The sequence below is a fragment of the Hymenobacter sp. 15J16-1T3B genome, assembly GCF_020711235.1.
Taxonomy (GTDB): Bacteria; Bacteroidota; Bacteroidia; order Cytophagales; family Hymenobacteraceae; genus Solirubrum.
This window is the reverse complement of the sequence record NZ_JAJFAV010000004.1, coordinates 190,928-212,934: the sequence shown is the minus strand read 5'-3', so window position 1 is coordinate 212,934 and position 22,007 is coordinate 190,928. Positions and strand designations below refer to the sequence as shown.

Annotated in this window: 19 protein-coding genes; 3 read left to right on the top strand and 16 right to left on the bottom strand. The window is 62.5% G+C overall.

The annotated features are described in order from the left end of the window. The first annotated feature begins 133 nt into the window (after nucleotides 1-133). The 3 genes from LJ737_RS08925 to LJ737_RS08915 all read left to right on the top strand — a co-directional run bounded on the left by LJ737_RS08925 (nucleotide 134) and on the right by LJ737_RS08915 (nucleotide 3,087). Nucleotides 134-685 carry a hypothetical protein gene (locus LJ737_RS08925; protein ID WP_227764817.1) on the top strand — a complete coding sequence of 184 codons (552 nt, stop codon included), beginning with the start codon at nucleotides 134-136 and terminating at the stop codon, nucleotides 683-685. 332 nt (nucleotides 686-1,017) lie between these two features. Further along, nucleotides 1,018-2,295: a tetratricopeptide repeat protein gene (locus LJ737_RS08920; protein ID WP_227764816.1), complete on the top strand. Its 1,278-nt coding sequence runs from the start codon at nucleotides 1,018-1,020 to the stop codon at nucleotides 2,293-2,295. 174 nt (nucleotides 2,296-2,469) lie between these two features. Further along, nucleotides 2,470-3,087: a 3'-5' exonuclease gene (locus LJ737_RS08915; protein WP_227764814.1), complete on the top strand. Its 618-nt coding sequence runs from the start codon at nucleotides 2,470-2,472 to the stop codon at nucleotides 3,085-3,087. A gap of 170 nt (nucleotides 3,088-3,257) precedes the next feature. Here the strand turns inward: LJ737_RS08915 and hmpA are convergent, their stop codons facing one another. The 16 genes from hmpA to LJ737_RS08835 form a co-directional block, all read right to left on the bottom strand. After that, complete coding sequence (gene hmpA / locus LJ737_RS08910) at nucleotides 3,258-4,466, bottom strand: NO-inducible flavohemoprotein (RefSeq protein ID WP_227764812.1); 1,209 nt, start codon at nucleotides 4,464-4,466, stop codon at nucleotides 3,258-3,260. Between the two features lie 50 nt (nucleotides 4,467-4,516). Further along, on the bottom strand, nucleotides 4,517-4,954 hold the full coding sequence (locus tag LJ737_RS08905; RefSeq protein WP_227764809.1) for an RrF2 family transcriptional regulator: 438 nt from the start codon (nucleotides 4,952-4,954) through the stop codon (nucleotides 4,517-4,519). Between the two features lie 165 nt (nucleotides 4,955-5,119). Further along, a complete protein-coding gene (locus LJ737_RS08900) occupies nucleotides 5,120-5,335 on the bottom strand; it encodes a hypothetical protein (RefSeq protein ID WP_227764808.1) in 216 nt (71 codons plus the stop codon). Between the two features lie 153 nt (nucleotides 5,336-5,488). Next, entirely contained in the window at nucleotides 5,489-9,355 is a 3,867-nt protein-coding gene (locus LJ737_RS08895) for a DUF8818 domain-containing protein (protein WP_227764806.1), read from the bottom strand. Between the two features lie 145 nt (nucleotides 9,356-9,500). Then, complete coding sequence (locus LJ737_RS08890; RefSeq protein WP_227764804.1) at nucleotides 9,501-10,262, bottom strand: CPBP family intramembrane glutamic endopeptidase; 762 nt, start codon at nucleotides 10,260-10,262, stop codon at nucleotides 9,501-9,503. Between the two features lie 108 nt (nucleotides 10,263-10,370). Then, entirely contained in the window at nucleotides 10,371-14,066 is a 3,696-nt protein-coding gene (locus LJ737_RS27105; RefSeq protein WP_227764802.1) for a sensor histidine kinase, read from the bottom strand. Nucleotides 14,067-14,168: 102 nt separating this feature from the next. Beyond that, nucleotides 14,169-14,582, bottom strand: coding sequence for a DUF983 domain-containing protein (locus LJ737_RS08880; RefSeq protein WP_227764799.1), 414 nt, complete (start codon nucleotides 14,580-14,582; stop codon nucleotides 14,169-14,171). After that, nucleotides 14,572-14,835: a hypothetical protein gene (locus tag LJ737_RS08875; RefSeq protein ID WP_227764798.1), complete on the bottom strand. Its 264-nt coding sequence runs from the start codon at nucleotides 14,833-14,835 to the stop codon at nucleotides 14,572-14,574. Before LJ737_RS08875 ends, LJ737_RS08880 begins: the two co-directional genes overlap by 11 nt. Before the next feature lie 66 nt (nucleotides 14,836-14,901). Next, on the bottom strand, nucleotides 14,902-15,465 hold the full coding sequence (locus LJ737_RS08870; protein ID WP_227764796.1) for a DUF420 domain-containing protein: 564 nt from the start codon (nucleotides 15,463-15,465) through the stop codon (nucleotides 14,902-14,904). Then, nucleotides 15,452-16,006: an SCO family protein gene (locus LJ737_RS08865; RefSeq protein WP_227764794.1), complete on the bottom strand. Its 555-nt coding sequence runs from the start codon at nucleotides 16,004-16,006 to the stop codon at nucleotides 15,452-15,454. Before LJ737_RS08865 ends, LJ737_RS08870 begins: the two co-directional genes overlap by 14 nt. Before the next feature lie 122 nt (nucleotides 16,007-16,128). Further along, complete coding sequence (locus tag LJ737_RS08860) at nucleotides 16,129-16,479, bottom strand: cytochrome C oxidase subunit IV family protein (RefSeq protein ID WP_227764792.1); 351 nt, start codon at nucleotides 16,477-16,479, stop codon at nucleotides 16,129-16,131. A gap of 91 nt (nucleotides 16,480-16,570) precedes the next feature. Next, nucleotides 16,571-17,338 (bottom strand): cytochrome c oxidase subunit 3, encoded by a 768-nt coding sequence (locus LJ737_RS08855; protein ID WP_227764790.1) that lies wholly within the window; start codon nucleotides 17,336-17,338, stop codon nucleotides 16,571-16,573. Between the two features lie 21 nt (nucleotides 17,339-17,359). Continuing rightward, a complete protein-coding gene (locus LJ737_RS08850) occupies nucleotides 17,360-17,947 on the bottom strand; it encodes a cytochrome c oxidase subunit 3 (RefSeq protein ID WP_227764788.1) in 588 nt (195 codons plus the stop codon). Between the two features lie 84 nt (nucleotides 17,948-18,031). Then, on the bottom strand, nucleotides 18,032-18,895 hold the full coding sequence (gene cyoE, locus LJ737_RS08845) for a heme o synthase (RefSeq protein WP_227764786.1): 864 nt from the start codon (nucleotides 18,893-18,895) through the stop codon (nucleotides 18,032-18,034). A gap of 52 nt (nucleotides 18,896-18,947) precedes the next feature. After that, the gene (locus LJ737_RS08840) at nucleotides 18,948-20,120 is read right to left on the bottom strand and encodes a COX15/CtaA family protein (RefSeq protein WP_227764784.1); all 1,173 of its coding nucleotides are present in this window, start codon (nucleotides 20,118-20,120) and stop codon (nucleotides 18,948-18,950) included. 18 nt (nucleotides 20,121-20,138) lie between these two features. Next, nucleotides 20,139-21,998, bottom strand: a complete 1,860-nt coding sequence (locus tag LJ737_RS08835) for a cytochrome c oxidase subunit I (protein ID WP_227764782.1) — start codon at nucleotides 21,996-21,998, stop codon at nucleotides 20,139-20,141. Between the last annotated feature and the right edge of the window lie 9 nt (nucleotides 21,999-22,007).

Genomic DNA, 22,007 nt, shown 5'->3' with positions numbered 1-22,007 from the left:
CCGGGCGCGGCCGAGGCCTCTCGCTCAGCAGTAAATTCTTCGTTGAACGAAGGTGACTGTCAAGCGCCAGCTCGCGAGAGGCCTCGGCTGCGCCCGGCATGACGTTCTTACCTGTATTCACTGACCCCTCGCCATGATTCGTCGCATCAAAGTACTGGCCGGACCGGAAACGGTGCTGGCCATCGGGCGCACCAAGAAATCCTTGCGGCGCGACATGCTGTGGCTGGGCCTGGCCTTGCTGCTGGCCGCCGGCTGCCTCGTGGTCGAGTTCGTGACGCTGCTGCGCGAGCCCACGCCCGACTACCTCAGCCTCGGGGCCGTGGGCCTGGGCGCGGTGGTGCTGGTGCTGCTGGCCGGGCTGCTGCGGCACCTGCGCCGGCAACTGCTCACCCGCGACCGGATCATCTTCGACCGCGGGCGCGGGGTGGTGCGCCGCAACGACGAGGCGCCCTTCTGCTCCTTCGACGACATCAGCCAAGTGGTGCTGGAGGCCGTGCACGACACGGAAGACCACTTCTGCGGCTACTTGCTTTACGTGGCGGCCCGCACGCACGGGCGCTTGGTCATCGGCGAGGGCCTCGCGAAGGGCAAAGACTTGGCCGTGGCCCAACGAATTGCACAGTTTACGGGCAAGCCGCTGGAGCGCGTGGGCGAACTGGCCGCCGACCGGCTGGCGCACCCGTAAGCCGCACTGAATACCGCTATTCCGGGGAGGGTGCTCAACGGCGGTAAGTACAAAAAAACACGTCAGTAAATGACATATTACTAATAACTTATCCTGCGTCCGACGCCCAAAAACCGGCGGCTACGGAACCTCGTCTGGCTAGTGGGCCTTGTGCTATACACCAGCCGGCTAGCGCCTTGGCAGTGATGTAGTTTGGGGTCCGGTTCGGCAGCGGCACCAAGCATCATCCGCGCGACCTGCGGGAACCTCGCCTGCGCCGAACTGCATCTGAACCCGTAGCTTTACGTACGAGTAGAGTCATTACCCGCCGGCAGAATCCTATTTTGAACCCGATGAACCGCTTCCACCGCCTTTTCTCCGGCCACTGCATCGGGTTGCTGCTCGGTTTGTGGCTGCTGGCTGGCGGTGCGCAGGCGCAAACGACCGACACCACGCGCGGCCCCAAACCCGTCCGCGACGTGACCCTCGACAACATCGACGTGGAGCCCGGCGCGGTGGACACCAAGGGCTGGCTGCTGCTCAACCAGGACATTGCCCTGGAGCTCGACGGAGCCGTGCAAAACCTCTACAACTTCAAGTACGACAAGGCCGAGCGGCAGTTCCGCTCCCTGCGCCGGCGCTACCCCAACCACCCCATGCCCTACTTCCTGATGGGGCTGAGCACTTGGTGGAAAATCGTGCCGACCAACGTGCAGAGTAAGCTCTACGACAAGCCCTTCTTCGCCTACATGGACACGACCATTGCCAAGGCCGAAGCCCTGTACGAGAAGGACAGCAAGAATTACGAAGCCTGCTTTTTCCTCTCGGCCGCTTACGGGTTTGCCGGCCGCCTGCAGGCCGAGCGCGGCAGCTGGCCCAAGGCCACCGTCAGCGCCCGACGGGCCCTGAAATATTTGGAGCTCAGCCAGGAAGCCAACGGCCTGAGCCCGGAGTTCTTGTTCGGGCAGGCACTATTTAACTACTACGCCGTCTGGATTCCCGACAACTACCCGCTGCTCAAGCCCGTGCTGCTGCTCTTTCCGAAGGGCAACAAGGAGCTGGGCCTGCAGCAGCTGCGCAACGTGGCCGACAACGGCGTGTACGTGGGCCCGGAGGCCAAGGTATTCCTGATGCGTATCCTCAACAACGAGGAGGGCAACCCCACCCAGGCCATGCCGATTTCGCGCGGACTGGCCGCCAAGTACCCCGACAACGGCTATTTCCAGCGTTTCTACGCCCTGCTGAGCTTCAACGAGGGCGAATTCCGCGAGTGTGAGCGGGTCAGCCGCGAAATCCTCGACAAAATCAACCGCGGCATGCCCGGCTACGAGGGCATCAGCGGGCGCTACGCCACCTACTTCATGGGCTGGCTGATGCAGAACAAGTACAAGGACCTGACCAAGGCCAAGGATTACTACCAACGCTGCATCGTCTTCTCGGAAAGCACCGAGGACACCCACGGCGGCTTCTACCTCTACGCCAACCTCAACCTGGCCCGCATGGCCGACAAGGCCGGCGACATCAAGGAAGCCCGCCGCTACTACACCGAGGTGGCCGACATTGCCGACGGCAAATCGGCCAACCAGAAGGAGGCCAAGGCCTACCTGAAAACCCACAAGCTGAAGAAGTAGCCGTTGGCTACCTAGCTAGCGTAGCGTGTAGAGACGCACGGTTGCGTCTCGTCGTGCGCCCCGTTGGGACATAGGCATTGCCGAGACGCCAACCGATGCATCCACGTGTGCGCCGGCTGCGCGCCGGTTGGCTGCCGATACTGCGTACCTTGCGGGTCCTTAGCCCCGCCCGCCATGCAGCAGCGCATACTCCAGGACCTGCACGAGGTCAACTTCACCGCCATCGACTTCGAAACCGCCACCGAGCGGCGCGACAGTGCCTGCTCCATCGGGCTGGTGCGCGTGCAGGGCGGCGAAATCGTGGACACCCACCAGTACCTGATCCGGCCGGTGGAGCTGCGTATGGCCTCCATGAACCAGCGCGTGCACGGCATTTCGCTGGCGCAGGTAATGACGGCCGCGCCGTTGCCCGAGCTGTGGCCGGTGCTGCAGCCCTTCATCGACGGACAATTGGTGGTGGCCCACAACGCGCCCTTCGACGTGAGCGTGCTCGAACACTCCCTGCGCGCCTATGCCGTGCCGGTGCCCGCCTTTCACAGCCTGTGTTCGGTGAAGCTGATGCGCGCCAGCCACCCCGGCCTGGGCTCTTACCGCCTCAACAATCTGGCCGAGCACTTTGGCCTCACCCTGAACCACCACGACAGCCTCTCCGACGCCGTGGCCTGCGCTGAGCTGACCATCCGCGCCCTACGCAGCGGCCACCCGTTCAACTGGGCCCTCAAGCAGCGCGAGCTGACCAAGGGCATCGGCAGCGCCAACAAGCCGCGCGTGGCGCGCACGTGGCGCTGGTAGCGCGTCTTTGAATGAGGGAAGAAAAACGTCATCCTGAGCGCCGCGAAGGACCTTATCACACGTGAACGACAATCGTGACAACGACTCGTGCTGCGGTGATAAGGTCCTTCGCTTTGCTCAGGATGACGGCAACAAAGCTATGCTAGTCTGTCAATTACTGCCCGCGGCGCTTACAGGCTCAGCGTGGCGGGACCGAACTCCTCAAAGTGAATGGCTGCGCGCGGCACGCCCAAGGCCTGCAAGTCTTGCACCTGCTTGCGAATAAAGGGCACCGGGCCGCATAGGTAGTACTCGGCTTCCGGCAGCTGGCTGCCCCCGTCGAGCTTCTGCAGGTCCACAATGCCTTGGTAGTGGCCCTGGCCCAGTTGCTCCGGCGCCGGCGCGTCGTAGAAAATGTGGCGCTGCACGTTGGCGTGGCGCTCGGCCAACTGGGCCACTGGCTCGCGGAAGGCGTGTACCTCCGGATTGCGCGAGCCGTGCACCCACACGATTTCGCGCGGGCTGCCGGTGGCTACCAGGTGCTCCAGCATGCTCAGCAGCGGCGTCTGGCCCACGCCCCCGCTCACCAGCACCACGGGCGTCTGCTTGCGGGTGTCCAGGGCAAAGTCGCCGGCCGGCGCGGCCAGCTCCAGCACGTCGCCTTCCTGCACGAACGCGTGCAGGCGGTTGCTGATCATGCCGTCGGGGTGCTGGGGGGCACCGGCCTCGCGCTTCACCGAAATGCGGTAGTATTCCCCGTTCGGGGCGCAGGAAAGGCTGTATTGCCGGGGCTGAAACAGATTCAGCTCGGGCAGGAACAAACGCAGGCTCACGTACTGGCCCGGCTGGAAATCAGCTACCGCGCCGCCGTCGGTGGGGTACAGGTAGAACGAGGTGATTTCCGCCGACTCCATCACCTTGCGCTTCACGGTGAAGGGGCGCCAGCCCGTCCAGCCTCCGGTTTGGGCCACGGCGTCGCGGTACAGGCCGTTTTCCAGCCCGCTCATCAGGGCGGCCAACTCGCCGTAGGCCGCGGCCCAGGCGTCGAGCAGTTCGGGAGTAGCGGCGGCCCCCAAAACTTCCCCGATCGAGGCCAGCAGGTGCCGGCCCACGATGGCGTAGTGCTCGGGGCGGATGTCGAGGCTCACGTGCTTGTGGCCGATTTTGGTGACGGCTGGCAGCAGTACCGAGGGGTCGGCGATGTGCTCGGCGTAGGCCAGCACGGCCAGGGCCAGGGCCATCTGCTGCTTGCCGTTCTGCTGGTTGCCCATGTTGAAGACATTCTTCAGCTCGGGGTTGTGCTCGAACATGCGGCGGTAGAAGTGGGTGGTCAGGGCCACGCCGTGTTCTTTCAATACGCCTACCGTAGCTGAAACGAGGGCTTGCTGGTCAGGGGTCATGCAAATGGGTTATTACCGGACAAATTTGTCCGGTATGTGAGCAAAAAAAGTTACTGCTTCAGAAAGCCCAGCCCCTCGTGCACCTTGCCAGCCAGCTCGCCGATGGTGTAGGTGCGCAGCAGCTCGTTCAGCTGGTCGCGGATGGGCAGGAATTGGTAGTGCATGGGGCAAGGCTGTTTGGCGGAGCACTGCGGCAGACCCAGGGCGCAGCCCTGCAGCATGCCCGGCCCGTCGATGGCCAGCACCACCTGCCGCAGCGTGACGGTGCGCAGCTGCTCGGGCGTGAGCTCGAAGCCGCCGGCCGGGCCCTTGACGGAGGTCAGCAGCTGCTGGCGTACCAGTTGCTGCAGCACCTTGGCCGTGAAAGCCTCGGGCGAGTCGATTTCGGCGGCAATGTCGCGCAGGCCTACCCGGCGGCCGAAATCGGCCGATTGCTGCCCGATGTAAATCAGAGCCCGGATGCCGTACTCACACGCTTTCGAAAACATATCCTACCGAATTGGCAGGCAAAGTTACACGCCGTTTCTATACCGGACAAATTTATCCGATATAAGCTTTCATGCTCCCAGGCACTGTGAAGGCACGTGACCGGGCCGGCCGGTTGCAATCAGGCAACACTTGCAGACGAGCAGCCCGCGGCTGGGGAATGGCGGTTACGTAAGCCGCCGGATGCGCGTGACCTTGAAGTCGCGGCCTTCGGCTTGGGCGAAGTTGGTGTAGGTGCCCGTCAGAATGCCCACGCCGCGCCGAAACGTAAACTCTTCAGCGCCGTGAATTTCAGTGGGCCCGTCCATTAGGGCGCCGCCTCCGTTCCAGAAGTAGTAAAGCCCCTGGTCTTTGTGCGACAACAACAGTTTTGAGGGCAGCATATCTATGAAATCCGCCCCGGTATTGGCGCCACAGGATTGCACTGTACCGAGCAATAATCACAACGCCACTACCCACCTCACCAACGAAAACATACGCATAAGTTGAAAAGAATTAAGAGTGATTAAATGTGGGTAAGGTGTCCTTAATTCCTTTTAAAACAGCACCGCCGCCTGCATGCGCCCGGTGTGAATCACGTTGAGGCCGTTGGGTTTGCGGCCGTCGTAGCTGAGGGTGATGTTGAGGCCGTTGCTGAGGCGCTGCTCCAGGTTCAGGTTCCAGGTCAGGTTGTTGCCGGGGCGCAGGGCCTGCAGAATTTCCAGGCCCACCACCGAGCTTTCCGTGCCGCGGAAACCCACTCGCACCACGCTGGCGGTGCCGGAGAGGGTGCGCTTGCCCACTTGGCTCACGCGGGTTTCCACGCTCAACTCGTCGAACACGCCGCGGGCCAGTACTTCGTTGGGGTCGTCGGGGTCGAGGGGCAGGGTGTTGCGCTTGGTGGTGCGGTGGTAAGCGCCGGTGAAGCGCCAGATGCCGGTGGGCTGGTAGCTCAGCTCGGGCTGCAGCTCGTACTGCTCCAGCAGGAAGTTGCGGTCGGCGAGGTAGGAACTGCGGCTTTCGCGGATGCTGCGCGTGCCGGAAAGGCGGCTGGTGAGGGCCGTGGCCAGGGTGCGGCGCAGCAGCAGGCTCTGGCTGGCAAGGTTGCGGGTGTCGGAGCCCTGGGCCAGCAGCGTCTTTTGCTGGGTTTGCTGCACAGTCAGCTCGGCTCCGAAGATGGGGTTGGAGCGGTTGAAGTACAGGGTGCTGCGCAGCAGCTTGCTCAACGACAGCAGCTGCTCGTCGGCGGTTTGGTAGGCGAAGGGGTTCAACCGGGCCAGCAGGTCGCGCTCGGTGGTACGGCGGTCCAGGTTTACGGTGCTGACCGAGCTGAAGCGGGCCGCGGTGGCGCGCCAGCCCTTGGCGTCGCGCCACTGGCGCGGGGCGCCCAGGGAGAGGCGGTAGGCAAAGCGGTTGGTAAAGGCCGTGACGTAGGTATCGGTGAAGAGGTAGACCTTGATGTGGGTGCGGTAGACGGCGTCGGGCGTAGCGGCTTCGAGGAACTCCTCCTTGTCCTGGCGGCCGTTGTTGTTCAGGTCGCCGGCGTAGTAGTGCGTGCCCTGGCCCTGCTGCCCGGCGGGCACGGGGATGAACACGTAGTCGCGCTTGGGCTCCCGGCCGGTGGCCACGTTGTAGGTCAGCTCGGAGCGCACCTGGCCCTGCAGAAGCGACACGTTCCAGCCCAGCTGGCCGAGGGCGGTGCGCTGCCGGGCCGAGTCGCGGGCGGCCAGGTCGCGGTAGGTGGCCAGCAGGCTCAGGTCCTGGCTTTTGCCGAGCCGGGTGGTGAGCTGGCCCTGCCAGGTTTGGGCGCGGCCGCGCTGCTGCAGGGTGCGCAGGTCGGCGGCGGGCGTCTGGTCGCGGCGGAAAGTGTAGTCGAGGCGAAACTTGGTCTTGGCGCTGTCCTGGCTGGTCAGGAAGAGGGCGTGCTCGTCGAAGTAGTTGGCGGTGCTGAGCGAGTCGCCGGAGGGCAGGCGCACCCGGTTTTTGTCGAAGCGGTAGGCGTAGCCGGGCAGCACCGGGCCGCGCAGGTAGCGCACGGCGGTTTCGCCGCGCGTCCAGGAGCTGCGCTTGCGGCCGGCATCGGCGCCGAGCAAAAACAAGGAGCCGCGCAGCTCCACGTCGCCCACGCGCTGGGCCGCATCCAGCCAGTGCTGCACGCCGCTGACCTCGCCGGCCCGGTAGCGCCGGCTCACGCGGTAGTTGATGCTGTTATTCGGGTCGCGCACCAAGCCCAGCGAGAAGTTGAAGATGTTGTCCTCGCGCGAGATGCGGCCACCGGTGGCGTTGCTTTGCTGGGTGGCCGTGGTGCTCCAGTTGCGGTCAAACTCGATGTCGCGGTACCGGTCGATGGGCGCGAAGCGGCGGCTAGTGTACTCGTAGTCGAGGGCGGTGCGCAGGCGGTAGCCCTGCAGCTGCCCGGCCAGACCGGCGCGGCGGGCGTAGGCCGGACGGCCGTCGGCCAGCCGGTACGTGCTCAGCCCCCCGCCGAGGGGCCGGCCTTCCATCACGTAGCCGATGCGCATGGCCTGGCCCTGCTCAGCCTCGGGCGAAAAGCGGTTCAGGTCGAGCTTGGAGGAGGCTAGGTCGACAAACACCGTGGTGGTCGAATCGACGCGAAAAGAGGCCCCGGCCGAAATAACCTGCTTTTCCAGCGGCGTGGGCAGCAGGCGCTCGGGCCGGTAGCGCCCCTGCGACACGCCGTCGACCGGCGGCACAAACTCGTAGACGCGGCCGTTGGCGTTGACTTTGGTGGGGTCGGTACTGAGCACGTAATCAGCCCCGGCGGCGCCCTGGCCCACGTCGGTGAAGCGCACGTTGTAGACGCCGCGGGTCGAATCGGTGAGCAGGGCGTACGTCCAGCGCCGGGCGCCGGTAGCCGCGTCGGTGTAGCGCACGCGGTTGTACTGAATCTGGCGCCGGTCGTAGGCCACCGAATCAGCTCCGGCCGTCACCGCGAGGCCCACGTTGTCGCCGATGGTGCGCAGCAGGTTGCGGTCGGCGTCGGTGAGGCTGAGGTTGGGCGAGTTGTCGGGGTTGTCGGCTTCGCGGTAGTAGTTGGCGTGCACCTGCAGGCGGCCGGCCTCCTGGTAGTGGTTCAGGTGGTAAAGCGAGCGGGCGTAGTTGAAGTCGGAATACTCGTAATCGACGCGCAGACGCGAGTTGCGGGTAATCAGGTGGCGGGGCGAAAACGTCAGCTCCGCCGTGTTGTAGTCGATGACGTAGTCGTTGTCGAAACCGCGCACCAGCAGACGGCCGTCGAGGTACACCCGCTCGGAGTTGGCCAGGATGATGATGAACTGCTCCCCGTTGGGCCCGCGCAGGCGGTAAGGCCCCTGCACGTTCTCGATGGGCTCGACGGTGACGCTGGCAAACTTGCCCTTGGCCACGCCCGCCGCCGCCGTGGTGGAGCTGCGCACGGCCCCGCCCAGGGCCTTTTCCAGCCGCGTCGGCGTGCTGGAGGCCGTCACCGTCGTCACCGGGTTATTGGCCGGCGAGCCGCCCGGAATACCCGACAGGGCGCCCGGGTACGGCGGTACGCCCGGGCTGCCGATGGGAATAGGATTTTGCGGATTGGGCAGCAGCGCGCCGGGCGCGGCCGTGGTAGCGCCGAGCTGCTGGCCCAGAAACAAGTCGCCGGCGGCGCCCTGCACGTTTTTGTAGAAGCGCAGGAAGTAGTCGGGCTTGTTGCGCAGCACCACGTCGCCGGCCGTCAGAGCCCAATTCGGGTGCGTGAGCGTGACGTAGATGCGGTCGAATTCCTGCAGCTGCTGGGTGTTGCCCTCGGGCTGAAAAGGCACGTTTTGGTCGCTAATGGCGGCCGTCAGGTTGATTTTGTCGGTGAGCTTGCCCTCCAGCTGCAGGTTCAGCGCCGAGTTGACGAACACGTTCTGGGCGTTGCCAAAGGAAATGCCGCGGGTCAGGGAGCCGGTTTTGTTGATGCCCGGCGTGGCCAGAATCTGCTCCTTGCGCCCCAGGTCGGCGTAGCCCATAAACGGCCGGCTCTCGAAGCTGAGCGAGTCCATGAGGCTGCGCGGGCGGCGGTAGCGCGGGGCGGCCAGCCGCACCGGCAGCACGCGGTAGCAGACGAGCACCGAATCGGGCCGGTTGGTGGGCAGGCGCAACTCGGGCTGCCCGGGCTCGGGCGAGGCCACCCGGCTGCTGGGCCAGATGATGCGGTACTTATCCGTGCGCGCGTCGTAGCTCACGCTGCGCCCGTCCGTCGACACCGAGGAGGGCACCACCGTCAGCGTATCGGCGAGGCTGAACGTGGTGGTGTCGCGCCCGGCGGGCACGCGCACCCACGCGCAGCGCCGCGACGAGGGCACCGCGCCCGGCCGCACTTGCGCCCGCACGCCCGCAGCCCCGCCCGCCAACAAGGCCAACAGCAGCAGCAAGCGGACAATCAGGCGTAAGGAATGCGGCATAGAACGCGGCGGGTGGGCCACTCGACAGGACGAAATAACGCCCAGCCGGCCTAACGTCGTGCGCGAGCGGAAAAATCCCGGTACCGCGGCACTTGCAGCTACTCGGTACGGCCGCCGGGTTGTCTGCCTGACTTCGGATGAGCTGCTACCGAAGAATGTGGCAGAAAATAAAGTAGTTCATGGCCAGGTTAAACGCGGCATGTGCCACCACCGCGCCAAGCACCGAACTGCTCTGCCGACATGCCACCGAAAACAGCAGGCAGGCCCCAAACAGCGAAACCGCCCACAACAACGCCGGACCGGGCAGCAGCTGCCAGCCGCCCGCCACGTACACCAGGCCGAAGTGAGCTAGGTGAACCAGCGCAAACGCCGCGCTGTCGGCCAAACTGGCTTTTCCGTCGCCAATGCTGCTGGCAAAACACTCGTGCACCAGCCCTCGGTAGAACAGCTCTTCGCCAATGGGGCTGAAAATCATGCTCGGCCCGGTGAAAATCAGGAAGTACATCAAGCGGTTTTGCTCAGTGAGCACCGGCGGCAGGTTGCTATAACTCTGCGCGATGTACGCCAGACTATTGCCCTCACCCAGCCCGAAGCAGAGCGTGGTAAGGTAGAAAAGCACGGCGCAGCTCAGGGCTCCAAGTACCGCGCCCAGCAACACGCCCCGCCACCGGGCAGGCCACCGCAGCCCGATTTGTTGCCGCCCCGCCCGCGTCAGTACCAAGAAGGGCAGCAGAACCATTGCCACGAAGATGAGCGCGACGACCTGATAGCTGCGCGTGACGTTGGCGTGCATGACCAGGGCAAACCGCAGCAGGCTGAACGCCACCAGCAACCAAGCGCCCGTACGCCAGTCGAGGCGGAACCACGGGGCGGCAAAGGCCTTGACAAGCGGCGCGGCAGGGCGCAAAACGGGAGCTGGCATAGAGCAACTAGCGGCTGATGGGCAAGAAACTGGTAGCGCCGACGACTGCCGGGTCGCGCCAAACCGGTGGAGCCCGAAGATAGGCTTACTCTGCTACCCCGGCGCCTGCGGCAGCTCGATGAAGAAGGTGGTGCCCTCCCCTACCACCGTCTCAAACCACACCTTGCCGCCGGCGCTTTCGATGCCGCGCTTGGCCACGGCCAGCCCGATGCCCGAGCCGGTTTCCTTGGTGGTGAAGTTGGGGCGGAACACCTTGTCGCGCACGTCCTCCTCGATGCCGCTGCCGTTGTCCTGAATGCTGATGCGCACGGTACCGGGCGCGGGCAGCTCCACGCGGGCGTGCACGTCGGCGGGGCGGTCCTTGGGAATGGCTTGCAGCGCATTGAGCAGCAAGTTGTTGAAGGTGCGCACCAGCAGGTTTTCGTCGGCAAAGACGTTGGCTTCCTCGGCGCCGGGCCCTACCTCTAGCTGCACGTGCTGGTGCAGGGCCACGCAGCGGCGCAGCACCTGGGCAATAACCAGGCGCTCGGGGCGCATGGCGGGCAGGTTGGTGAAGTTGGAGAAGGAAGTGGCAATGTCCGTCAGCACGTCGATTTGCGTGATGAGCGTCTGTGAAATGCGGCCAATCATTTCCTCCAGGTTGCCGCGCTTTTCCGTCAGGGCCCGTTGCAGAAACTGCAGGCTGAGCTTCATCGGGGTGAGCGGGTTCTTGATTTCGTGGGCCACCTGCCGGGCCATTTCGCGCCAGGCAGCCTCTTTTTCCTGCATGGCCAGCTCCTGCTTGCTGTCTTCTAGCTTGTGGAGCATGGTGTTGTACTCGCGCACCAGCAGCCCCAGCTCGTCGTTTGATTCGTAGGCCAAGGGCTCGTTGTTGCCGGTGAGCGTGGTGTGGCGCAGCTTTTCGGTGATGAGCTTAAGCGGGCGGGTGAGCACCCGCGTGGCCACGAAGGTCAGCAGCAGAAAGCCGATGAACATCACCGTGAAGATGTTCAGGATGGTCGTGGTCAGCTCGGTGAGCTTGGTGTTCAGGTCCTTCTGCGAGTCCAGAAAGGGGATGCCCACGTAGCCGAGCACCGCCCCGCCGCCCGGCGAGGCCGACTGCGCCCGGATGGGCAAGTACAGCGTGTTGAAGAGCAGCGAGCCGGCCCGCTCGGTAAGCAGGATACGCGGCTGCCCGCGCTCGGCCAGCGCCACCACCGCTTCGGGGTTCATCAGGGTGCTGATCAGGCCGGCTTCGAAGATGAGCTGCTGACTGCTCACCAGCAGCTCGCCCCGGGCGTCGTAGATGTTGAGGTCGGTTTCCGTCAGGGCCGACACGTTATCGGCCAGCAGGCCCAGGCGGCCGCGGCTGGTGGAGTCGGCCAGCAGGCTGCGCTGGCGCAAGATGCTGGCCTGGGCCAGCTGCCCGCGCCGCTCGTAGCTGCGGCGCAGGTCGCGCTTGTAGCTGTCGGTGAAAAGGCTGGCCGTAGCCAGGCTCACCACCAGCAGCGTGGCCAGGATGCCCACCGTCATGAACAGCTGAATCTTGGCCGAGAAGGTGGTGCGAAACCAGCGCCGCCGCGGGTTACGCAGGGCCAGTAGAATCAGCGCCACCAACCCGCCGCCAATCAGGTGCAGCAAAAACCAGAACGAGAAGTTGGCCAGCCACTCGGCCCCCGCGTAGGTGGGCGTGCTCACCACCACGGTGCGCTGCTGCGGCCCCTTCACGCCGAAGTGGTGCGCCCCGTTGAGCACCAGCCCGTCCGCGTAGAGGCGCGGGTCGCGCAGGGCCGTGGCGGGCAGCTCGTTCACGTAGTCAAAGTCACCTTCGCTGTACACCAAGCGTCCCTTTTCGTAGCCGGCGTAGCTCAGCTCGTTGCCCAGCCCGGGCTGAAAGTAATTCTGGTCGACGAGCAGCTCGGGCACTACGCTGTTGGCCGTGAGCTTTTTCAGCGTCAGCTCCAGCAGCACGGTGGCCTGGGTGCCGGCTACCGTCGGCACGGGCACGAAGGCCACGTAGCGACGCGAATCGAAGAAGGTACTGCCGTGCACCAGGTAGAGGTCGGGCAGGTCGGTGGGCGTAGCTTGGCGCAGCACTTGCGCCCGCGTGGCGGCCAACGACAGCACGCCGTCGGCTTCGTTGAGCGGCTGGCCCTGCCCGTCGAACAGGCTCACGCGCACTTCGTATTTATTGAAGTAGCCGCGCAGGTAGTATTTGGCAATTTTCTGGCGCACCACGTCCTGATTGGCAAAGCGGTTGGCCAGCCGCGTACGGACGGCGCCGTCGGCGGCAATGTCGTGGGCGCGCTGGGCCAGCAAAAATTCACCCTGTAGGTCATTGTCGACAAGCAAGTTACCGGCCAGACGCTGCTTGTTCTGAATCAACTGCTCCTTGAAGTGCTGGTACAAGGCCAACGAGCCCACGCTGGCGCTCAGCCCCAGCATCAGGAACAGGAACACCACCACCCGGAAGGGCAGCACGCCGGCCAGTCGCCGCAACGAAGCCACGCGCAGCACCAGGAAAAACAGCAGCGTCAGCCCGAGCAGCACGACGGTGGTTTCGCCCAAGGCCAGCCCCACCGGCAGCACTAACAGCGTAGCCGCGCCCAGAATGAGCAGGCGCACAGGCTGCGGCTCGGCCGGCACAGCGGCCAGGTACAGCTGCGTCAGCAACCAAAACCCGATAAAGTAGCTGCCCGTGTGCAGCACAACGGCCAAGCACAGCAGCAGCTTGAAACCCGAAAACTGGATGCTCTGCGTCACGTCGAGCACCAGCTGGGAGTTGCTAACCGAGCTGAGGTAAAAGGAATAAAGCATCAGCAGCCCGCCGAAAAAGCACAGGCAGGCCACGGCAGCCACCACTGCTTGCCCGGTGCTGCCGGGCACCCGCCGCACGTAGCGCGCCACCCCGTAGCGCCGAAACAGCAGCAGCGCGTACCAGGCGATGATCAGCAGCAGCAGGGCGTTGATGAGCAGGTCGCCCAGGGAGGGCGACACCCACGACGCGGCGTACAGCTTCGGGTCGAACAGCGGCAGTTCGATAAAGGCGAAGGGCAGGTTGAAGTGCAGCAGCACGGCCCGAAAAAACGCCAGAGGGAGAACCACGGCGGCCGCTCCCGCCCACGGCTGCCGCCGCCGAAACAGCTGCCCGGCTAGCGTCAGCCAAGCGGCTACGTAGCACGCGGTACCGAGCAGCAGCAAAGCCAGCGGCAGGTATTTGCCGGTGATGGGGTCGGGCTGCAGGCTGCGCAGCGAGAAAAGGTAGTGCCCGTCGTGCGCAAACAGCGCCGGCAGGCTACGATCCTGCTGCGCATTGGGCACCAAGCTCACGTCGAGGCCCTTGAAGAGCACGCGTCCGCCCTCGCGCAGGTAGCGGTTGATGATGCCGTACTGCCGGCGCAGGGGCACGTAGCTCAGAATGACGAAGGGCCCCGCCGGCCGCCGGATGGCTAAGTAGCTACCGAAGCGCATTTCCACCAGCTTGTCGCCAAACGGTTGGCTCACGTTGGCCACGTCGGGCCGCATGGTGTTTTCAGACCAGTATAGCAACTGCCCGTCGCGAAACACGAACGTCGGATACGCCGCAGCCTGCAACGTGGCAAAACTTCCCTGCCCCCGCAGCAACTGCACGGCCAGGGTCTCCGCATCCTGCTCAGCGCGGCGCTCGGCCGCCGTCAACTGTTGTTGCAGGCGGGCTACGTCGGCGCGCACCAGCATGCCGGGCGCGGCTGCGTGGTTGCTTAGGTATGCCCCCAGAAAACACAGCAAAGCCAGCAGCAACAAGGCCAGCGGCAAAAAACGCTTGGTCACAAACGGGGCACGGGGTCGGACGGGTGGAGAAGTCAAAGGCCTGCAGCAAGGAGTAGGCCCGGCAATAAGCAAAAATGCCGCCAGCGGGCGGCATTTGAATCATCAGTCGGCAGCAGAACGGCGAGCCGCAGCCGCCGGGTCGTAGTGGATACCGCCAAACAGGTACAGCATCAGGGCGCGGGCATACCGAAACATCAGTGGCGTGAGTAGCACCATGCAGCCGGCCACCACGGTCACGTACACCCAGGTACTCGGGTCGTGCCCGAGGAAATACGTTAGGAACCCGGCTACGACTACCACGCCCACCGCCAAGCCGTAGCTGATGTACATGGCGCCCCAATAAAAGCCGGTTTCGGGCTCGTAGTGCTGCCCGCACACCGGACAGCTCTCGGGCATTTCGTCGAACTTGGTCAGGCTGAGTGCCGAGTGCGTGAACAACGGCCCTTGGTGACACCGCGGGCAGCGCAGGCGCAGCAGCGCCACCCCCGCCGACGAGGTTGCCGGCTTAGCGAGCATCCGCCGTCTGTTGCCGCTTGCGGCGCACGTTGCGGTACCAGAAGAAGCCGACCAGTCCGCCCATGATGTAGGGCGCAGCCATCATGTACAGAATACCCTTGTTCAGGCCCGAAATGTCGTAGCCGTCTTGCTCGGTGCGCGAGGCTTCCACGTTGGTTTTGCAGAGTGTGCACTGGGCCAGGCTCGGGCGCGGGCTCAGCACCAGCAGTAGGGCAAACAGCAACGGCAGCAGCGCAATTAATGACTTTTTCATACCTCTCTCAACAGCTTCGGGTGGGTAGAGTTCCGGCCGCCGCGCGGCTTTACGCTCTACGAAAACTCAATGCGCGTAGTACGGCGCAATCATGAAGTACACGATGACGCCCGTCACCGACACGTACAGCCAGATCGGAAACGTCCAGCGCGCCAGCCGGCGGTGCCGGGCAAACTGGTTGGTCAGGGCGAAGTACAGCGTGAAGAGCACCAGCCCCACCGTCACGGCCGCCAGCACGATGTGCGTCAGCAGCAGGAAGTAGTAAATGCCCCGAATCAGCCCTTCCCCGCCGAAACGGGTGGTTTCGGCTTGCGAGTGGTACACCACGTACGACACCAGAAAGATGGCGCCCAGTACGAAGGCCGTGCCCATGGCCGCGCGGTGCTTGGCCACGTCCTTGTGGCGGATGAAGTAGTAGCCGAGCAGCAGCATCACGGCCGTCAGCGAATTCAGCCCGGCGTTGACGGCCGGCAAAAAGCTCACGTCGGCCCCCTCGATGCGGAACACGTTGGGGAAGTAGTAGAGCACCGCTACCGCCACGGGAATGATCAAGCCCAGGGCCAGCATCCCGATTTTGTAGCCCCGTGGTGTGGCCGGGGCGGAGGTCAGACCCGCGTTATTCGTGGTCATAGGTGTAAAGCAAAATGCGGATTTCGGTCATCAGCCGGTCGATTTCCTTCGGGTCAAGCCCGTCGTAGACGCCGCGGATGCGCTTGTCCCGGTCGACCAGCAGCAGCCGCTGGCTGTGCACCAGGCCGGGCGTGCCGGCAATCATCGCCGGGCCGGGTGCCGTGACTTTGTATTCCTGCTGAGCTAAGCGGTTGATGCTGTCCTTGGGCCCAGTCAGGAAAAACCACTTATCAGGCATGGCTCCATACTGCTTGGCGTATTCCGCCAGCACCGCCACCGAATCGTGTTGCGGATCGACGGTGTAGGACAGCAGCTTCACGCGCGGCTCCTTGCGGTATTTCTCCTGCACGCGCTGCAGCTGCGTGTTCAGGCGCGGGCACACCTGCGGGCAGGTAGCGAAGAAAAAGCTGGCCACGTACACGTCCCCGTCGAGGTCACGCTGGGTCAGCCACTGGCCCGACTGCGTTTGCAGGCGAAAATCACCTACCCGGTGAAAAACCGTATCGCGCTGCCACTTCCCCCCTACCTGCGTGGAGTCCACACGGTCGGGATAGTAAGTGGGCAGCGCGAAATGGTTGGTACCAAACCCGTACAGGAATAGGAAAGCCAGTACGGGCGCAAGCAGCAGGAGGCCCAGGATCAGAACCTGTTGCGGCCTCATCTTTAGTGAGCGGCGCCGAAAATAGCCTCGCCGACGGCGCTGCCTTCGGTAATCAGGGCCACCAACAGCCAGACCAGCAGGGCCATCGGCACCAGAATCGACCAGATCAGGCCCTTGGTTTCGTGACGCAGGTGCATAAACTCGGCCACGATGAAGAAGGCCTTGAAGATGGTCAGCACGATGAAGATGCTGTTGCGCAGCGTGCTGGCCGGCATGGTAAAGGCCAGCAGGAATTCGAAGGCAGTGATGCCCACAATCCAGGCCAGGGCCTTCAGGATCGGCTTAACGTTGGCTTTGCCGTGCACGGCGTGGCCGTCGGCGGTGTACTCGTGTTCGGGAGCGTGGTGAGCCATGAGCGGAGAACTAGTGAAGTTGCGAGCTTGTGAATTAGTGAAGAGCAAAGCGACCATTCACAATTTCACAAGCTCGCAACTTCGCCTTTGATTAGATCAGGTAGAAGAAGGTGAAAACGAACACCCACACCAGGTCTACAAAGTGCCAGTACAGACCGATCTTCTCGATCATCTCGTAGTGGCCGCGCTTGTGGAAGGTGCCGTTGGTGGTGGCAATGAAGGCGTACGTCAGCAGGCAGAGACCCGAGAATACGTGGGTGCCGTGGAAGCCAGTGATGAAGAAGAACAGGTCGGCGAAGAGCACCGGGCCGTATTCGTTTACCTGCAGGTTAGCCCCGTACACCATCGAGCCGTCCGCCATTTTCAGGCCGTGCTCCGAACCGGTGATAAAGTGCGTCCACTCCCATGCCTGGCAACCCAGGAACATGGCGCCGAACAGCAGCGTCCACAGCAGCCACTTCTGCACGTCGTCCTTGTCCATGCGGTGGCCGGCCTCTACGGCCAGTACCATCGTCACCGACGACACGATGAGAATCATGGTCATCAAGGCCACGAAGGCCAGCGGGATGTCCATGCCGTGCAGGCCGGGGAAGGCATTGAACACCTTCTCAGGGATAGGCCAGTAGGCAGAGCTGAATTTGAAGTCGGCGGCAGTGCCCGTGTAGGCAAGGTGGCGGTGACGCACCATGCCGTAGGTGGTCAGGAACGCTGCGAACGTGAAAGCATCCGACAGCAGGAAGAACCACATCATCAGCTTACCATAGCTGACCTTGAAGGGTTCGTTACCGCCGTCCCAGGTGCCGCTACGCGGAGCTTCGTAGGACGCCGAGTTCGTCAGCGTCGTGGTCGGGTTGGCCATAAGAGCGGAAAAAAGGCGAAATCAGTGGTTCAAAAGTAGGAACAAATACAAGTACAACCAAAGCCCGCCGAGGAAGTGCCAGTAGATGGTGCCATTGGTCATGGCCATCATCTGGCGGGAGTGGATTTGGTAGCGGAAGGCCTTTAGCAACAGTATCGTCAGGAAGATCAGGCCGGTAACCAAGTGGAAGCCGTGGACACCCGTGAGCACGTATACGAACGAGCCCGCCGGATTGCTGTCGGCCCCGCCGAAGAAAATCTTGTTTTGTATTAGTTCGCCCCACACTTGGTACTGCCCCACGAGGAAGGCGAGTCCCAAGCCGAAGGTTACCATCAGCAGCGTCTTCACGCGGCCGATTTCGTCTTTTTTGGCCGAGAACCACGCCCACTGAATGGTAACGCTGCTCAGCAGAATGATGACGGTATTGATGAGCAGGCCGGTGGGCAAGTCAAATTCCAGCCAGTTGCCCTCGCCCCGGCGCACAATGTAGGCGCTGGTGAAAGCAGCAAACATCATGGTGATGCTGATGATCATCAGCCAGAGCAGGAAGCGCAGCGGGTGCACGCCCAGCGCCACCTGCTTGTTGTTCAACGACTCAGAAGGATGCATAAGTTGAAGCAGTCAGTTACAAGAAGCCAGCAGTCGGATCAGTAGCCGCGTCCTGAAGTCGACTACCCTTTCCCGAACTACCATTTACATTTTGTCGAGTACCAGGGCTATTTGCACGATGGGCAGGTACAGGAAAGAGCCGAACATGATGCGCATAGCCGCTTTCTTGCTAACAGTGCGCATCAGGTAAAAGGTCTGCATCAAGAACAAAACGCCGCAGATTGCCGCCACCATCGGGTAGATGTTGTTGGTCATGCCGAAGTAGAAGGGCAGCAAACTCAGGGGAATCAGAATCAGCGTGTACGTCATGATCTGAAATGCCGTGCGTAGGTCCCGGCCACCTTCAGTCGGCAGCATCTTGAAGCCAGCTTTGTGGTAGTCCTCGTCGAGCACCCAGGCAATAGCCCAGAAGTGCGGGAATTGCCACATAAACTGGATGCCGAACAGAATCCAAGCTTCCGGGGTAATTACCCCCGTTGCGGCCACCCAGCCAATCATGGGCGGCAGTCCGCCTGGAATGGCCCCCACGGCCACGCAGATCGGCGAAATGCGCTTGAGCGGGGTGTAGATAAAGCCGTAGAGAATCAGCGACACCAGCGAAATAGCGGCCGTCAGCGGATTGAAGTACCAACCCAGCAGCAGCAAACCCGCTAGCCCGGTTACCACCACAAACACCCACGCTTCCGGCACGGAAAGTACACCCTGCGGCAGCGGCCGCTTGGCCGTGCGCTTCATCAGGCGGTCCAGGTCTTTTTCGTAAATCTGGTTGATGGTATTGGCCGAGCCCGTGACGAGCAGGCCGCCTAGCATCACCAAAAGAGCCCCAACCCAGTGAATACGCCAGGCAAACTCGTGCTGGCCCAGCATATAGCCGATACCCGCCGAAAACGCCACGGTGAGCGAGAGTCGGAACTTGAGAAGTTGGAAATAGGCCCTGGCCTTGGTCATCAGCAGCAAAAACAAACAAGCCGGCCGTTCGGCTCCAAATCGGGCCGCAAAGTTACGCAACAACGGCCGGAAACGCGGCTGTGCGGCTGGCTTTTAGCGCTTGCCGGTAGCGCACCAACAGCAAAAATTGCGCTCCAAAGAGCAGCGTGCCCAACGTAAGGTGCACCGGCTGCATGGTGGCAGGCATGGCGAAATAAGCCAGCAGCAGCCCCGCCAAGATTTCCAAGGCGATAATAGCCATGGTAGCCGTAGCCAGTCGGCTTAGGGTCGCCACGTTCGTCTGGTACAGTTTAAGCGTCACATAGAGGTTAACCAGCAGCAGCAGCGCCGAGAAGACGCGGTGTACGGTGAACATCCCCCCTAGCTCCCCTATCCACTGCTCGCGGTGCAGGTAATTCAGCCCGAAGGCAATCATGTCGATATCCTCGCGTACCTGCGTGCCCACCACAATTTGCACGAAGGTCAGCAGCACCAACCCAACCAAGCCAACCGTCATGCTCGGGGCCAACGGCTGAGCAGCCGCCAGATTCTGGGGCTGGTTATCGGCTCGAACCAACGCCCAGATTAACAAAGCCACCAAAACCAGCGCCAACGCCATGTGAATGGTCACCATCACCGGCAGCAGATTGGTTGATACCACCAACGAACCTAGCCAGCCTTGCACGCCCACCGTGATGAAACTGAGCACTGCGACCCAGAAGATGGCCGGGTCGCGGCGGCGGTAGGGCCAGGCCGCTAGCACCGTGGCGAAAATGAATACGCCAATAAGGGCCCCAGTCAGGCGGTTTAGATATTCAATCCAAGTTTTAGTCGGGTTGAAATCCGTTTCGATGTACTGCGTGGGGTGCGCAAAAATGTTAGCCGCTACTTCTGCAAAGCCCAGCTTGCTGAGCGTTTTGGCCAACCGCTCGTTCTTGGCCACGCGCTGCGCCGTGTACACTTCCTTATAATTCGGCGGCAGTTGGCTTATATCGGTGGGCGGTACCCATTGCCCAAAGCATTTCGGCCAGTCGGGGCAGCCCATACCAGAACCGGTACTGCGCACTATGCCCCCGACCAAGATGAGCACGTACACGGCCATTACCGTCAGCGTCGCCGTGGCGCGGAAGCGGCGGGCAAAAGCAGGAATTTCCATCAGTACAGCAACAGTGTTTCGCGCCGCAAAGGTCCGACGGAAACCGTTGAAAAAGAAGAAGGAGACCCTTTTTTGGGTCTCCTTCTGCATGAGATTAGTCAACTAAGACTATTCCATTTCCTTTTCGTACGGCAGGTTCGAAGCAACGGTCTGCGAGTACGGAATGTGCTGCGGAATGAAGTCTTCGGGGGCGCCGGGCTTGCTGTAGTCGTAGGGCCAGCGGTACACGGCGGGAATAGCGCCGGGCCAGTTGCCGTGACCGGGCTCCACCGGCGTCGTCCACTCCAGCGTGTTCGAGTTCCAGGGGTTTTCCGTAGCGCGGCGGCCACGGAAGATGCTGTACACGAAGTTGAAGAGGAAGATGAACTGCGCGAAGAACGCCATGATGGCGGCAATCGAAATGAACGTGTTCAGGTCACCGAACTGGTTGAACGTCTCGTAGGCAGTGTAAGCGTAGTAACGACGCGGGAAACCGGCAATACCAACGTAGTGCATCGGCAGGAACACCAGGTATGCAGCCAGGATGGTCAGCCAGAAGTGTACGTAGCCCAGCTTTTCGTCCATCATGCGGCCGAACATCTTGGGGAACCAGTGGTACACCCCGGCGAACATACCGAAGAAGGCCGACGAACCCATTACCAAGTGGAAGTGAGCTACCACGAAGTAGGTGTTGTGCATCTGAATGTCCAGCGCAGCGTTGCCGAGGATGATACCCGTCAGACCACCCGACACGAACAGCGACACGAAGCCGATGGCAAACATCATAGCCGTGGTGAAGCGGATGTTACCGCGCCACAGCGTCGCCAGCCAGTTAAAGGTCTTCACAGCCGACGGCACGGCGATAATCAGCGTCAGGAACATGAACACCGATCCGAGGAAGGGGTTCATACCCGTTACGAACATGTGGTGAGCCCACACAACGAACGAGAGCAGCGAGATGCCAATCAGCGAGCCAATCATGGCGCGGTAGCCGAAGATGGGCTTGCGGGCATTCGTAGCCAGTACTTCGGATACGATACCCATGGCGGGCATGATTACGATGTACACCTCAGGGTGACCCAGGAACCAGAACAAGTGCTGGAACAGGATGGGCGAACCACCCACGTGGTTTAGGGCCTCACCGCCGATGTAGATATCCGACAGGAAGAACGAGGTACCGAACGAACGGTCGAAGATCAGCAGCAGAGCAGCCGAGAACAGCACCGGGAAAGAGAGCAGACCCAGGATGGCCGTCAGGAAGAACGACCAGATGGTCAGCGGTAGCTTGGCCATCGACATGCCAGCCGTCCGCAGGTTGATTACCGTCGTGATGTAGTTAACACCACCCAGCAGCTGCGACACGATGAACAGCGCCATCGATACCAGCCACAGCGTTTGGCCAGCACCCGAACCCGGAATAGCTTGCGGCAGGGCCGACAGCGGCGGGTAAATCGTCCAGCCGGCAGCAGCCGGGCCGGTTTCGAGGAACAGCGAGACGAACATGATAATCCCGGCCAGGAAGAAGAACCAGAACGAGAGCATGTTCATGAAGCCCGAAGCCATGTCGCGGGCACCCACTTGCAGCGGAATCAGGAAGTTCGAGAACGTACCCGACAAGCCCGCGGTCAGCACGAAGAACACCATGATGGTGCCGTGCATAGTCACGAGGGCGAGGTAGAACTCGGGATTGAGCTTACCACCCTCTACCCAGCGGCCGAGCAGGGGCTCCAGCCACGTGAGTTGAGCGTCGGGCCAGCCCAGCTGAATGCGGAACAGCGTCGAGAGCGTAGCACCAATGAAAGCCCAGATGATACCTGAAATCAGGAACTGCTTAGCAATCCACTTGTGGTCCTGGCTGAAGACGTACTTAAACAACCAGTGCTGGTCGTGGTGCTCGTGCTCGTCGTGGTGGTCACCGGCGGCGTGGTGTTGCACGTGCGGTGCCTCCTGCGCGTGGGCGCCGCCAGTCGGAATATTAGTTGCAGCCATCAGAAAAGC

What these genes read in the sequence shown, in the direction of transcription:
- LJ737_RS08925 (WP_227764817.1), top strand. Translation starts at nt 134, where the DNA reads ATGATTCGTCGCATCAAAGTACTGGCCGGACCGGAAACGGTGCTGGCC.
- LJ737_RS08920 (WP_227764816.1), top strand. Translation starts at nt 1,018, where the DNA reads ATGAACCGCTTCCACCGCCTTTTCTCCGGCCACTGCATCGGGTTGCTG.
- LJ737_RS08915 (WP_227764814.1), top strand. Translation starts at nt 2,470, where the DNA reads ATGCAGCAGCGCATACTCCAGGACCTGCACGAGGTCAACTTCACCGCC.
- hmpA (WP_227764812.1), bottom strand. Translation starts at nt 4,466, where the DNA reads ATGACCCCTGACCAGCAAGCCCTCGTTTCAGCTACGGTAGGCGTATTG.
- LJ737_RS08905 (WP_227764809.1), bottom strand. Translation starts at nt 4,954, where the DNA reads ATGTTTTCGAAAGCGTGTGAGTACGGCATCCGGGCTCTGATTTACATC.
- LJ737_RS08900 (WP_227764808.1), bottom strand. Translation starts at nt 5,335, where the DNA reads ATGCTGCCCTCAAAACTGTTGTTGTCGCACAAAGACCAGGGGCTTTAC.
- LJ737_RS08895 (WP_227764806.1), bottom strand. Translation starts at nt 9,355, where the DNA reads ATGCCGCATTCCTTACGCCTGATTGTCCGCTTGCTGCTGCTGTTGGCC.
- LJ737_RS08880 (WP_227764799.1), bottom strand. Translation starts at nt 14,582, where the DNA reads ATGCTCGCTAAGCCGGCAACCTCGTCGGCGGGGGTGGCGCTGCTGCGC.
- LJ737_RS08875 (WP_227764798.1), bottom strand. Translation starts at nt 14,835, where the DNA reads ATGAAAAAGTCATTAATTGCGCTGCTGCCGTTGCTGTTTGCCCTACTG.
- LJ737_RS08870 (WP_227764796.1), bottom strand. Translation starts at nt 15,465, where the DNA reads ATGACCACGAATAACGCGGGTCTGACCTCCGCCCCGGCCACACCACGG.
- LJ737_RS08860 (WP_227764792.1), bottom strand. Translation starts at nt 16,479, where the DNA reads ATGGCTCACCACGCTCCCGAACACGAGTACACCGCCGACGGCCACGCC.
- LJ737_RS08855 (WP_227764790.1), bottom strand. Translation starts at nt 17,338, where the DNA reads ATGGCCAACCCGACCACGACGCTGACGAACTCGGCGTCCTACGAAGCT.
- LJ737_RS08850 (WP_227764788.1), bottom strand. Translation starts at nt 17,947, where the DNA reads ATGCATCCTTCTGAGTCGTTGAACAACAAGCAGGTGGCGCTGGGCGTG.
- cyoE (WP_227764786.1), bottom strand. Translation starts at nt 18,895, where the DNA reads ATGACCAAGGCCAGGGCCTATTTCCAACTTCTCAAGTTCCGACTCTCG.
- LJ737_RS08840 (WP_227764784.1), bottom strand. Translation starts at nt 20,120, where the DNA reads ATGCAGAAGGAGACCCAAAAAAGGGTCTCCTTCTTCTTTTTCAACGGT.
- LJ737_RS08835 (WP_227764782.1), bottom strand. Translation starts at nt 21,998, where the DNA reads ATGGCTGCAACTAATATTCCGACTGGCGGCGCCCACGCGCAGGAGGCA.